Genomic DNA, 12472 nt, shown 5'->3' with positions numbered 1-12472 from the left:
GCCCTCAGCGACCGCTGCCGGAGAGTTGCTCGATCACGGCACGGATCGCGTTTTCATTGCGCGTCACACCGATCTCGGCCTCGATCGCGTTGTCGATTTGCTCGGCATATTCCTGGCCGGCGCCGCGGCCCAGGTTCGTGCGGAACGTGGCGACTTCGGGATCGTCGCGTTTGGTATCGGCGGGAACGATGTCGTCGAGCTGGACGACGAACCAACCGACATTGAGAGGCGCGGCAAGCTTCTTGATCGTGTCCTTGGCCATGACAAACATGAGGGCGATCGGCGGCGGCACGCGCTCGCTGTTTGCGGTCAGCGCACTGCGCGGAATATCGACCATTTCGATCGGCGGTAGCTTCTTTTCGAGAGAGCGTAGCGCGGCATCGAGATCCTTGCCGCCGCGAACGGCCTTCATAATCTTGTCCGCGGCTGCCTTCGCCGCCACCGAACCGCGCTCAAGCCGCCATGCAGCAGTGACCTGCTCCTTCACATCGGCAATCGGGGGAGGGGCGGCACTGGTAAACTCGGCCACATCGAAGATCAGGAATTTCTCGCCGGGGACGACCTCGGCAAGAATCGGATCGCTATCTTCTTCCATGACCGCCACCGTGCTCAGCACGGGGTTCAGGATTTCGGGTACGCTGTCCGGCGTGTTGTAAATCCGACCGTCGGACAGGGCCGGGCCGGTGCGCTTCACTTCGGCGCCCAGCTCGCTCGCAACCTCTGCTAGCGTCGAACCGCTGGCAAACCCGTCTTCGACATCTTCGGCGAACTGGTTGACGGCTTCACGCTTCTTTTCTTCGGCAAGCGTCGCGACGATTTCATCGCGCACATCGGCCAACGACCGCGCGGGCGTGCTGTTGATGGCGTCGACAGTCACGATATGCCAGCCAAGCGGGCTGCGGAGCGGGCCGACGGTCTTGCCCCTGGCGGCTTCGAAAGCCGCCTTGGCGACGGCGGCGTTCGAGGCTTCGGCATAATCCGCGCGTTCGGTTTCGAGGTCGGACGGGCTGAGGCCGGTGCCTTCGGCGGCCGCGGCAAGCGACTGACCGTTACGCACCTTGGCGAGGATCGCTTTGGCACCCTGTTCGGTCGGAGCGATCAATTGCGTCAGCGAACGGCTTTCCGAAGCACGATACTGATCGGCATCGCGCTCGTAGCGAGCGCGGATTTCCGCAGCAGTCGGTGCGGGGATGTCCTTGAGCGACGACGCATCGAATTCGACATAGCGGATCACCCGCCGCTCGGGAATCGTGAAGCGATCGCGATTGCTGGCGTAGAACTCGTCGAGTTGTTTCTTGGTCGGATCCTTGTCTGGCGCGAACAGGGCCGAGGGCAGGCTTACGACCTTACCCTTGCGCGTTTCCCGCAGCGCGCCTGCATACCGCACGGCCATATTTTCGGAGAAGGCCGAGCCGATGAAAGCAGGGGCGAGCAACTGATTTGCGACAAGCGACTGACGAAGGCGCGCGCGGTACATCGAATCCGACAGGCCGATCTGCCGCAGAGCCGAGGCATAGGCGGCCTCGCTGAAATTGCCGTCGAGCCCGGCGAAATTGGAATCGCTAGCGATCTCGCTGTCGATCAATCGCTTGCTGATGACGATTCCGTGCTTTTCGCCGTATTCGACCAGCGCCGCACCCTGGATCAGGACGTCGAGCACGCGTTCGAGCCCGCCTTCCTCGATGAACTGCGTCATGGTGAGGTCGGGGTTCTGGCTGCGCTCGTTATTATAAGCGGTTTCGACCGTGCTTCGCAGTTCGGCGGTATCGATCGACGTGCCGCCCACTTCGGCCACCGTCTCGCCGCCGGCAACGCCGCCGAAAGTACCGGTGTTCGCCACATCGCTGCTGGCGAAAGCCAACGCGATCAGTCCGAGGAAGGCCAGGGTGATGCCGATACCGAGCTTCGACTGGAAGAATGAGCGGAATAAAGTGATCATGGTGGTGCGATGACCCGGTCAGGATGAATGCGTGGTGGCCGCGCGGATGCGCGCTCGTGGATCGGCGATGTAAAGACGCTGTGGCCCGTCGGCAACCATCGATCGTTCATATCCCGCAATTGCGCGACTCGGGTTTTGACAAGTAGGACCGAGGAACCTAGCAGCCCGGTTTCCCCGCGCGGATGGGTCGCAGCGGGTCGTTTGAATTCGAGGAAATGCAATGGGCCATCGCCCTTATATCGTCGGCAATTGGAAAATGAACGGCACGCGCAATTCGCTGGCGGAAGCCCGTGCGATCGATCGCGTGGCTTCCAAATGGCCGCAGGTGCGGGTCGGGATCGCCCCGCCGCACACCCTGATTCATGCCATGCGTGACGCCGTCGACTCGATCGATGTCGGCGGGCAGGATTGTCACTCCGAAACCGACGGCGCCTATACGGGCGATATCTCCGCTGCGATGCTCAAGGATGCGGGCGCAAGCTTCGCGATCCTGGGCCACAGCGAGCGGCGGCAGTATCACGGCGAAACCAATCCGCAGGTGAAGGCGAAGTGCGAGGCTGCACTCGGTGCCGGCCTCAGCGTAATCCTGTGTGTCGGTGAAACCGAGGAGCAGCGCGATTCGGGCGAGGCCGAATCCACCGTGTCGGGGCAGTTGACGTCCTGCCTTCCGGAAATCGCGGTCGAAGAAGAAGGCGAAAGCGTGTCCGCGCGCCTCGCGATCGCTTACGAGCCGATCTGGGCAATCGGGACCGGACGCGTTCCCTCTCTCGATGAGATCAAGGCGATGCACGCATCGATCCGGGCCAAGCTCGTCGACACTTTCGGCGAGAACGGCAACGAGGTCCGCATTCTTTACGGCGGCTCGGTCAAGGCCGACAATGCACTCGAAATCCTCTCTTGCGACGAAGTCGGCGGCGCTCTCGTCGGCGGTGCAAGCCTGACCAATGAGAGCTTCGGCGCAATCATCATCGCCGCGGCCGACGACGCCCGCGACTGAGCGCTGCTTGAACAGAAACGCACTCGCGCCTAACTAGCGCGCACACTTTATTCGATCGGGATACCCATGTCGCTTTTCATTTTCCTTACCGTCATCCAGGCGATCGTTGCCGCAGGGCTTGTGGGCGTGGTGCTCATGCAGCGCTCCGAAGGTGGTGGGCTCGGCATTGGTGGTAGCCCGGGCGGACTGATGAGCGCACGCGGTGCAGCCGATTTCCTGACACGCGCAACGAGCGTTCTCGCGACCCTGTTCGTGATTCTCTCGATCGCACTGGCGGCTATCGCGGTCGAAACGACCGGTGCACGCACGATCGATACGTCGCTCGATCGCTCGGTACCGACTGCCGATTCTTCGGCACCCGCATCGGCGCCGGCCCCTGCAGCTGCCCCGGCGGATGGCGATCCGCTCGCCGGTGCCGCGCAGGAATAACAGCACGGCTTATCGAACCGCTGCCATCTGATTTTGGCAGCGGATTTGTGGATTGCACCGATTGGTGCTTGCGCATCCCTGCGGGGTATCCCTAAGGCTCGTCTCCCATGGCGCGGTACATTTTCATCACCGGCGGCGTGGTCTCCTCGCTTGGCAAAGGTCTCATGGCGGCATCGCTCGGTGCCCTGCTTCAAGCGCGTGGCTACAAAGTCCGCATTCGTAAGTTCGACCCCTATCTGAACGTCGATCCGGGGACGATGAGTCCTTACCAGCACGGCGAAGTCTACGTGACTGACGACGGGGCAGAGACCGATCTCGACCTGGGCCACTACGAACGCTTCACCGGCGTTTCCGCGCGGCAGAGCGACAACATCACCTCCGGCCGCATCTACCAGCAGATCATCGCGCGCGAACGGCGCGGCGATTATCTCGGCGCGACCGTGCAGGTGATTCCGCACGTGACCGACGCAATCAAGGAGTTCGCCCTGGCCGACCAGGACGACCTCGATTTCATCCTGTGCGAGATCGGCGGTACCGTCGGCGACATTGAATCTCTGCCGTTCATGGAAGCGATTCGTCAGCTCAGGAATGAACTCGAGCCCCAGCAATCGCTGTCGGTTCACGTCACGCTGGTTCCGTTCATCGCCGCTGCGGGCGAGCTCAAGACCAAGCCGACCCAGCATTCGGTGCGTGAACTTGCCTCGCTAGGTATCAAGCCGGACCTGTTGCTGTGCCGGACCGAACACCCGCTGCCCGAAACCGAGCGGCGCAAGATCGCGCAATTCTGCAATGTGCGCACCGAAGCCGTGATCCAGGCGCTCGACGCGCCCTCGATCTATTCGGTGCCGCTGCAATATCATCGCGAAGGTTTGGACGCCGAAGTGCTTCGCGGATTCGGCATCACCGATGCCCCGGATCCTGATCTGACGCGCTGGGAAGACGTCACCGACCGCTACTTCAATCCCGAAGGCGAAGTGACGATCGGGGTAATCGGCAAGTATGTCGGCCTTCAGGACGCGTATAAATCGCTCAACGAAGCGCTGATCCATGGTGGCATGGCTCATCGGGTGAAAACCAACATCCGCTGGATCGATGCCGAAGTGTTCGAGAACGAGGACGATTCGGAGATCGCTGCGGCGCTCGAACCATTGCACGGGATTCTCGTGCCGGGCGGGTTCGGAGAACGCGGTTCGGAAGGCAAGATCGCTTCAGTCCGCTTCGCGCGCGAGCGCAAGGTTCCGTTCTTCGGCATCTGTCTCGGCATGCAGATGGCATGCATCGAAGGCGCACGGAACACGGCCGGAGTGGACGCAGCGAGTTCCACCGAATTCGGCGAAACCAGCGAGCCGGTGGTAGGGATCATCACCGAATGGATGGGCAAGGAAGGTCTTCAGCAACGCGCTGCCGACGGCGATTTGGGCGGCACGATGCGGCTCGGGGCCTATCCGGCGAAGCTTGCAAAAAACAGCCGTGTTGCAAGCGTTTACGGCGCGCAGGATATCTCCGAACGTCATCGCCATCGTTACGAAGTGAACAGCGCATATCGCGAAGGGTTGGAAGCAGGCGGTCTGGTTTTCAGCGGCATGTCGCCCGATGGCCTGCTTCCCGAAGTGGTGGAGCGGCCCGACCATCCGTTCTTCGTCGGTGTGCAATATCACCCTGAACTGAAGAGCAAGCCGTTCGATCCTCATCCCCTGTTCGCTGACTTTATCGGCGCCGCCGTAGAGCAATCGCGCCTTGTCTAGCTTCCGAGATTGTTAACCAGAATCGGACACTGTCATAAAAATCTGGCATCCGGTCTTGGATTGGCTCCATCATTTGATATAGGTTGCACATTGGAACGCACGGGCGAGGACGTAACTGGAGTCGCCTAGCAACGAGCTTGTTCGGCAGGCGATCGTCTTCTGCGACCCGGACGGTCATCCGCGAACAAGACGGCGTGCAAACGTCGTGAGGGGGCGAACTCACCCGGTTCGCCCCCTCGACTTTTCCCTAAACAGACGGAAATCGACTACGCGGTCAGGCGGCCGCCTGATCGTCGTTGTAAGCCTTTGTGTCGGCTTCGATCGTCTTCGGCTTTTCGGCGCTTCCACCAATCGCGATCTTCTTCGGCTTCATCGCTTCGGGGACTTCGCGCAGAAGGTCGATCACCAGCAGTCCGTCTTCGAGCTTGGCGTCGTCGACCCGCACGAAATCTGCGAGTTCGAACCGACGTTCGAAACCGCGCTGTGCAATACCGACATGCAGGAAGTCGCCTTCCTGCTCTCCATCGGGGCGGGTGCCCTTGACGGTCAGCAAATTCTGTTGGGCGGTAATATCGAGATCGGCGGGCTTGAAGCCTGCCACAGCCAGCGTGACGCGATATTCGTCATCGCCGCGGCGCTCGATATTGAAAGGGGGATAGTTGTCGCCGCTGTTCTGGCGCGCGGCGTTTTCGAGCACGTCGAACAAGCGGTCGAAGCCAACGGTGTTGCGACGATAGGGGGTGAAATCGAAACGGCTCATGATTCAAATCCTCTAAACTTGAGCAATCTGTTTTCACGGAACCCGCAAGGGCGGCATTCCGTTGATGAAACGTACCGCACCCTTACGGCGCGCGATACATCACATAGATAGGAATTGGCCGCACCGCTGCAAGATCGCAGTTGTGTTGGTCCGCAGAAAGGAAATTGCATGACGCAGGAAACGAGCCCCAAGGTCGAAATGTACACCAAATGGGGCTGCCCGTTTTGCGTCCGCGCCAAAGCGCTGTTCGATCAAAAAGGCGTTGCTTACGAGGAGTATGACGTCACCGGCGACGACGCAAAGCGCGCTGAAATGGTCGAACGTGCGCCCGGCGCCCGCACCGTCCCGCAGATATTCATCGACGATCAGGCAATCGGCGGGTCCGACGATCTCGCCAAGCTTGAGCGTGAAGGCAAGCTGGACGGCATGCTCGGCCGGTGAGCTCGCCGGCCGAAGCCCATCGGATCGCAGTCCTGCAGATGCGTTCGGGGATCGATCCGCGCGCCAATCTGGCGGTGATGCAGCAAGCCGTTCGCGACGCTGCCGAGGGCGGGGCGGAGATACTGTTTACCCCGGAGATGAGCGGCCTGCTCGATCGCGACAGGGCGCGGGCGAGCCACGCAATCTCTCGCGAGGAAGACGATGTGGTTCTTGCCGGGATGCGCCACGCGGCGCGTGAACACGGGATCTGGGTCACGATCGGTTCGCTTGCAATCGAAAAAGTCGTGGACGACCCAGGCAAACGGCGTTGGGCCAATCGCGCTTTCGTAATCGATAGCGATGGCGCGGTCGACGCCCGATATGACAAGCTGCACCTGTTCGATGTTGAACTGGGTGGCGATGACGACTGGCGGGAATCGTCTGCCTATGATGCGGGGGAGGGGGTCGAAGTGGTCGACACTCCTGTCGGGCGGCTCGGGCTGTCGATCTGCTACGATCTGCGCTTTCCTGCGCTTTACGATGCGCTCGGAAGGGCAGGGTGCGATGTGATTGCCATCCCCGCGGCGTTCACGGCGCCCACCGGCGATGCGCATTGGCACGTGCTCCAGCGCGCTCGCGCGATCGAGGGGAGCGCCTATGTGGTCGCGGCCGCCCAGTGTGGTCGTCATGAAGACGGACGACGCACATATGGCCACAGCCTTGTGGTCGACCCGTGGGGTGACACGGTTCTCGACATGGGTGGCGACGATATCGGGATAGCGTTCGCCGATCTGCATCCGAAGCGGATCGCAGAGGTGAGGGCGAAGCTGCCCAGTCTTGCGAACCGTCGCCAACTCCCCAATTCGGGCACAGCATGATCGTATACGACCTCGTCTGCACCTGTGCCGGACATCGGTTCGAAGGCTGGTTTTCCAGCTCGGAAGACTATTTGCGCCAGAAAGAGAAGGGCTTGCTTGCCTGCCCTCAATGCGGGTCGGCGGACGTCGTGAAAGCACCGATGGCGCCGGCAGTTGCGGCCAAATCCAATTCTCGCCCATCCTCGCAACCGCTGGCGAGCGGGGCCGACGACGCCCAACAAAAGGCCCTTGAGACGCTGGCGAAATTGCAGGCCAAGGCGATCGAGGGTTCCGAATGGGTCGGCAAGGATTTCACCGAACGGGCCCGGCAGATGCATTATGGCGAACGCGACCGAGGAGCGATCCATGGCGAGGCAACGCTGAAGGATGCCAAGGATATGCTCGATGAAGGCATATCCGTTGCACCGCTGCCATTGTCTGTAACGCCGCCGGACGAACTCAACTGATTGTCAGCGGACGGTGCGTTTCCTATGGACCCGCGTGGAGCGCCCGTAGCTCAGTAGGATAGAGCACCAGATTCCTAATCTGGGGGCCACAGGTTCGAATCCTGTCGGGCGCACCATTCCATTGAAAACATTTGCGTTTGTCGCTGACGGAATTCTAGCTAGGGGGCTTTGATGCCGCCATTGTCAGCGTGATGCTCTACTGGCAGTTCCGCGAAGGTGATATCCGCTGGAACAAGCGTAACGAGGATGCGCCTCCAGCTGGCAATAATGACGTGCCATCAATGGCGTGACGGCGCGCGCGGTCAAAACGGGCCGCGCGCACCAGTCGCTCCTTTAGAAAATTCCACCGTCGAAGGTGTAAGTGACGGCAAGCCCGCCGTAGAACTGGTCTTTCGAGCCATAGGCTGTGATCACCGGAGAGTCTGCTGGATCGCCCACCAAACGTTCGTATTTGGCGTAGGTGTAGATGCCCCAGCGCTCGCTCAACTGCTTGATGAACCCCGCCGTCGCGCCGACAGACTGGACGCCGCCGCCAGCATCGTAGGCCGGAAGGCCGGATGCTAGGGATTGTGCCGGCGTTACCGAATAATACGAGTCCTGGAACTTGTTGTCGGTGATGGTCACGCGCGGGCCGATCGAGAACAGGTAATCGTCCGCATCGCGGATGATGTAGTCTGCGCCCAGATTGGCGATCAGGCCGTCATGGCCACTCACCGCCTGACGCACCTCGGCGCGCAGGCGAAGGTTATCGGAGATCTCGTAATTGGCGAAGGCGCCGAGTTCGACCGACAGCTTCACCTTGGGCAGGATACCGCCCACGGCTTCGCTTTTGCGCTCACCTTCAAAACCGAGGCTGGGTCCAAAGGATAGGCCACCCGTCTTCACGAGACCGAAACCAAAGCCCTCGTCAGGAGCTTCGAACTCGAACGGCTGCTCGCCGGTCGCGGAATCGATATCGAAGAAGGGGCGCAAGCTCACATCGTCGGAGCCAGGCCAGCTGGGCACGACTTGCGGACCTATCGCGATCCGCGTGCGCTTGCCTTCCGCGTTGCCGTCCTGTGCGCTGGCGGGCGTAGCCAGGGCTAGGCCGGCGAGCACCGGAACCAGAACGATAGAGACAGATTTCATGCATTTTCTCCGGGTTGCGATCCCAAGGGCACCTTCTCCTTGAAGGTGTGGGTCACATAAGGGAATGGAATTTCGATGCCGGCATCGTCGAGGCCGCGCTTTATGGCTTTGATGACCTTGTCCTGACTCTCCCACATACTACGCGGGGTAGAGCCGGCATGCCAGCGAACCTTGAAGTCGACCGAGCTCGAATTGAATTCGATGGCGAACACGTCGACGCCCTTTTTGAGCTCGATGCCTTCAACGCCGCGGACCGACTTTTCGATGACCTCGGCTGCGTGATCGAGATCGGTATCGTAGGAGACACCGCACACAACTTCGTGGCGGCGCACCTGCTCGTCCGTGAGGATTTCGACCGGATTCTTGAAAAGGATGGAATTCGGCACGATCGTGAGTTCGCCGGACAGTTTGCGCACATGGGTTTCGCGCAGGGTGATATGCTCGACCTTGCCCTTTATGCCTTCGCACTCGATGATATCGCCGATCCGCATCTTCTCGCGCAGCATGATCAGCACACCGGCGAGGAAATTCTCGAAAATATCCTGAAAAGCGAAGCCAATCGCGACTGCACCGATACCGAGGCCCGCAATCAGGCTGGCCGGGGTCATCCCGGGCAGGACCACCATCAGTGCGATCATGAACCCTGCGATCCAGATCACCAGCTTAACCACAGTATCGACGAGATTCTTGAGGCTTGGCCGGAGCGTCGTCTTGCCGGTCATTGCATCGGCAATTCGGACCGCGAATCTCGCCACGATCCAGGTGATCACCAATATTACCAGCGCGATTACGACACTGGGCAGCGAAGCCACCAGTGCACGCGCCATGGAGTGCAACTGGTCGGTCAGAGTGCCGACATAATCCATTTTCGGAAATCCCCCTTTGTTTCCACCGCCAACGCTGGGACGGCGGAAGGGGTTCCTGTCAATTCTGGCGGAGCACGTAAACCGGTCCGACGTCTATCCTATCCCCTGAATCCGGAAATATGAGCGCAAGTTCGGCAGTCCCCGCATCGATATCGCGCGGACTTTCAAACTGGATACGGCCAAGCTGCCACTTGCCTGCAAATTTCACATAGCGTGGTTCGGCTAACGGGCTGCCTGTCTGTTTGTCGATGAGTGTCGCGCCGACATATGCCCCGTCGCCCGCTTCATTCAAATCGCGTGCGGCAATCGCGAAAAGGAGGCGATCGCCTGCATTTATCGCGCCTTCTATTGGCACGCGTGAGATGTGCGCACTACCCTCGGCGAGCGATTCATCGATCAGGAACCGCGTCGCACGCCCGAGCCAGATGTCGTTCTCCCGGCGTTCTTCCGTCTGGCCGCCGTCTGCACTGAAGGACCATTCGCGGTTTTCCGGTGCATTCAGAAGCGTGCCGGAACCTTGCAAGGGCGGGGGAAGGGAGGAAGTCGCAGTCCTGGTTGCCTGGCCGGACTCTGCTTCCGGTGCTGCGATGGCGTTAGCGCCCGTGACGACGATGACCTGACCGATTTCTATCGATTGTGGCATCTGCCCGAACTGAAAGACGACGATGCCGACTTCCGGACTCAGCGATACATCGGCTTGTGCGGTGACTTCGTGCCACGTCCACTGCCGGTTGAGAGCAACCATGGTCTGGCCGAAGCCCTGATATGGCTCGACATCGCGCTGGAAGCGAAGCTGGACTGCGCCATCGCTAGAGAGCTTGCGGGCGTAAAATCCGATCGTGATGGTGTCGCCGCGCGCTACTTCCCGCAACAAAGGAACCTTTGCACCGATATTGTAAATCGGGCCGTTGCTACGGATGGTGAATTGCTGTGCAGCTTTTCCACCTGGAATTGTCTCGTCCCTGACCACGTCGGCGGACGTATCACCGTAAACGACCCAATCGATCCGGGTGGGATCGTTCACCAGCGTTCCCGGCAGCTGTGCATCTAGCTGTACGAGATCGTCGGCCTGCGCCGAAGCGCTTGGAGCGGCAAAGACAGCTATCAAAGCCGCCCCCCCGGCAAACAGTACTTTCTTGAGGTTATTCGAGCGCATTGGACCTCTCCCAAGGTAACGTCCTGAGAACGTTATCAAAGAGGGAGAGGTCTCTCAAGTGCAGGCTAGTGCGCCGGCAATTTGTCTGCTCAGGCTTCGACCGTCTCGGCATCCTCGACCGAAAGCGCGCCGCGCTTGATCTGGTCGCGCTCCATGCTTTCGAACAGAGCCTTGAAGTTGCCTTCGCCAAAGCCGTCATCACCCTTGCGCTGGATGAATTCGAAAAACACCGGGCCGACCTGCGCTTCGGCGAATATCTGCAGGAGCAGGCGAGGCTGACCGCCTTCGGTCGTCCCGTCGAGAAGGATGCCGCGGGTCTTCAACTCTTCGACCGGCTCGCCATGGCCGGACAGACGTCCGTCCAGCATCTCGTAATAGGTTTCAGGCGGTGCCGTCATGAAGGGCACGCCATATTGCTTGAGACGATCCCAGCACGCGACCAGATCGTCGCAGATCAGCGCGATGTGCTGGATGCCCTCGCCGTTGAACTCCTTCAGGAATTCCTCAATCTGGCCCTTGCCGCCATCGCCTTCCTCGTTGAGCGGGATGCGGATCTTGCCGTCGGGAGCGGTCAAAGCCTTCGACGTCAGCCCGGTATATTCGCCCTTGATGTCGAAGAACCGGATTTCGCGGAAGTTGAAGAGCCGCTCATAGTAATCGGCCCAGTAGGCCATCCGACCGTTATATACGTTGTGGGTCAGGTGATCGATCACGTTGAAGCCCGCGCCGACGGGATTGCGCTCGACACCTTCGATGAATTCGAAATCGATATCGTAGATCGACAGCTCGCCATTGCCACGATCATAGCGGTCGACAAGATAGAGGTTCGAGCCTCCGATGCCCTTGATCGCGGGGATGTTGAGTTCCATCGGGCCGGTTTCGGTTTCGATCGGCTGAGCGCCGGCCTCGACTAGATGATCCCAGGCTTCGGCGATTTCGCGAACGCGGAAGGCCATGCCGCATGCAGAAGGGCCATGCTCACGCGCGAAATACCAAGCCGAACTGTGCGGTTCGTAATTGGTAAGCAGGTTGATCCCGCCCTGACGCCACAACTGGACGTCCTTGCTGCGGTGGTTCGCCACATGGGTGAAGCCCATCGCCTCGAACACGGGCTCGAGAACGCCTTTTTCTGGCGCGGTGAATTCCACGAAATCGAAGCCATCAAGGCCAGCGGGGTTTTCGAAGAGGTCGGTCATTGTCTCACCATCAATGCAGAATAGGAAAATGAAAACTGGTTTCAGTTGAAACTGCTTTTGGTAATGCGATTGAGCCAAGTCAAGCGGTGTGCGGTGAATCAACCCGTCGCATCCATGGCCGGTTCCGTAACGAATCTCCTTGCCAGCGAATCCGAACTCTGATTCAAGCAGATTCATGGTAAAGCTGACGTCATGGATGCAGAGAGGTGCGAAACGGGGAGGGGCCGGGCAGGGCCTCGCGCTGATCGCCCTGTTGCTGATGGCCGGTTTTGCGATTCTCGGCCCGACCGGCCTTTTGGCCTGGGGCGATCTCGACCAGGCGTTGCAGGACCGCAAGGCGCAGATCGTGGCGCTCGAGCAGGAGCAGGCCCGGCTCGAAAACCGCGTTGCGCTGGCAGATCCGAAGAATTTCGATCCTGACCTGGCGGGGGAATTGCTCCGCTCCGAGCTCAATGTCGGCCATCCTGACGAGTATGTTCTGACGGTCGACTGATCCGCGCGGAACCTGCGGC

General features: G+C 60.3%; 13 protein-coding genes and 1 tRNA gene. 8 read left to right on the top strand and 6 right to left on the bottom strand.

Features of this window, described 5'->3' with window-relative positions; genetic code table 11:
• Nucleotides 1–4: 4 nt before the first annotated feature.
• Nucleotides 5–1939 carry a SurA N-terminal domain-containing protein gene (locus tag GRI68_RS04975; protein WP_160616213.1) on the bottom strand — a complete coding sequence of 645 codons (1935 nt, stop codon included), beginning with the start codon at nucleotides 1937–1939 and terminating at the stop codon, nucleotides 5–7.
• Nucleotides 1940–2159: 220 nt separating this feature from the next.
• On the opposite strand from GRI68_RS04975, the gene tpiA reads away from it, so the two are divergent.
• The 3 genes from tpiA to GRI68_RS04960 all read left to right on the top strand — a co-directional run bounded on the left by tpiA (nucleotide 2160) and on the right by GRI68_RS04960 (nucleotide 5110).
• A complete protein-coding gene (tpiA, locus tag GRI68_RS04970) occupies nucleotides 2160–2936 on the top strand; it encodes a triose-phosphate isomerase (RefSeq protein WP_160616212.1) in 777 nt (258 codons plus the stop codon).
• Nucleotides 2937–3002: 66 nt separating this feature from the next.
• On the top strand, nucleotides 3003–3365 hold the full coding sequence (gene secG / locus GRI68_RS04965; RefSeq protein WP_160616211.1) for a preprotein translocase subunit SecG: 363 nt from the start codon (nucleotides 3003–3005) through the stop codon (nucleotides 3363–3365).
• Between the two features lie 107 nt (nucleotides 3366–3472).
• A complete protein-coding gene (locus GRI68_RS04960) occupies nucleotides 3473–5110 on the top strand; it encodes a CTP synthase (RefSeq protein ID WP_160616210.1) in 1638 nt (545 codons plus the stop codon).
• 274 nt (nucleotides 5111–5384) lie between these two features.
• Here the strand turns inward: GRI68_RS04960 and GRI68_RS04955 are convergent, their stop codons facing one another.
• Nucleotides 5385–5870, bottom strand: a complete 486-nt coding sequence (locus GRI68_RS04955) for an Hsp20 family protein (RefSeq protein WP_160616209.1) — start codon at nucleotides 5868–5870, stop codon at nucleotides 5385–5387.
• A 168-nt stretch (nucleotides 5871–6038) separates the two neighbouring features.
• Between GRI68_RS04955 and grxC the strand changes: the two genes are divergently transcribed.
• The 4 genes from grxC to GRI68_RS04935 all read left to right on the top strand — a co-directional run bounded on the left by grxC (nucleotide 6039) and on the right by GRI68_RS04935 (nucleotide 7730).
• On the top strand, nucleotides 6039–6311 hold the full coding sequence (grxC, locus tag GRI68_RS04950) for a glutaredoxin 3 (protein ID WP_160616208.1): 273 nt from the start codon (nucleotides 6039–6041) through the stop codon (nucleotides 6309–6311).
• Nucleotides 6308–7168 (top strand): carbon-nitrogen hydrolase family protein, encoded by an 861-nt coding sequence (locus tag GRI68_RS04945; protein WP_325063761.1) that lies wholly within the window; start codon nucleotides 6308–6310, stop codon nucleotides 7166–7168. Before grxC ends, GRI68_RS04945 begins: the two co-directional genes overlap by 4 nt.
• Nucleotides 7165–7614 (top strand): DUF1178 family protein, encoded by a 450-nt coding sequence (locus GRI68_RS04940; protein WP_160616207.1) that lies wholly within the window; start codon nucleotides 7165–7167, stop codon nucleotides 7612–7614. The genes GRI68_RS04945 and GRI68_RS04940 overlap by 4 nt, the downstream gene beginning before the upstream one ends.
• Nucleotides 7615–7653: 39 nt before the next feature.
• Nucleotides 7654–7730 (top strand) — tRNA-Arg (locus GRI68_RS04935).
• 217 nt (nucleotides 7731–7947) lie between these two features.
• On the opposite strand, the gene GRI68_RS04930 is transcribed toward GRI68_RS04935, so the two are convergent.
• The 4 genes from GRI68_RS04930 to hppD all read right to left on the bottom strand — a co-directional run bounded on the left by GRI68_RS04930 (nucleotide 7948) and on the right by hppD (nucleotide 11960).
• Nucleotides 7948–8742: a MipA/OmpV family protein gene (locus GRI68_RS04930; RefSeq protein ID WP_160616206.1), complete on the bottom strand. Its 795-nt coding sequence runs from the start codon at nucleotides 8740–8742 to the stop codon at nucleotides 7948–7950.
• Complete coding sequence (locus GRI68_RS04925) at nucleotides 8739–9608, bottom strand: mechanosensitive ion channel family protein (RefSeq protein WP_160616205.1); 870 nt, start codon at nucleotides 9606–9608, stop codon at nucleotides 8739–8741. Before GRI68_RS04925 ends, GRI68_RS04930 begins: the two co-directional genes overlap by 4 nt.
• A gap of 58 nt (nucleotides 9609–9666) precedes the next feature.
• On the bottom strand, nucleotides 9667–10764 hold the full coding sequence (locus GRI68_RS04920; RefSeq protein WP_160616204.1) for a hypothetical protein: 1098 nt from the start codon (nucleotides 10762–10764) through the stop codon (nucleotides 9667–9669).
• An 89-nt stretch (nucleotides 10765–10853) separates the two neighbouring features.
• A complete protein-coding gene (hppD, locus tag GRI68_RS04915; RefSeq protein WP_199799714.1) occupies nucleotides 10854–11960 on the bottom strand; it encodes a 4-hydroxyphenylpyruvate dioxygenase in 1107 nt (368 codons plus the stop codon).
• A gap of 175 nt (nucleotides 11961–12135) precedes the next feature.
• On the opposite strand from hppD, the gene GRI68_RS04910 reads away from it, so the two are divergent.
• Nucleotides 12136–12453, top strand: a complete 318-nt coding sequence (locus GRI68_RS04910; RefSeq protein ID WP_234028718.1) for a septum formation initiator family protein — start codon at nucleotides 12136–12138, stop codon at nucleotides 12451–12453.
• Nucleotides 12454–12472: the final 19 nt, after the last annotated feature.

Origin of the sequence: Alteriqipengyuania halimionae (assembly GCF_009827575.1) — a bacterium.
Classification (GTDB): Bacteria; Pseudomonadota; Alphaproteobacteria; order Sphingomonadales; family Sphingomonadaceae; genus Alteriqipengyuania_A; species Alteriqipengyuania_A halimionae.
The sequence above is the reverse complement of the archived record's forward strand: the minus strand, read 5'-3'. Positions and strand labels throughout refer to the sequence as shown.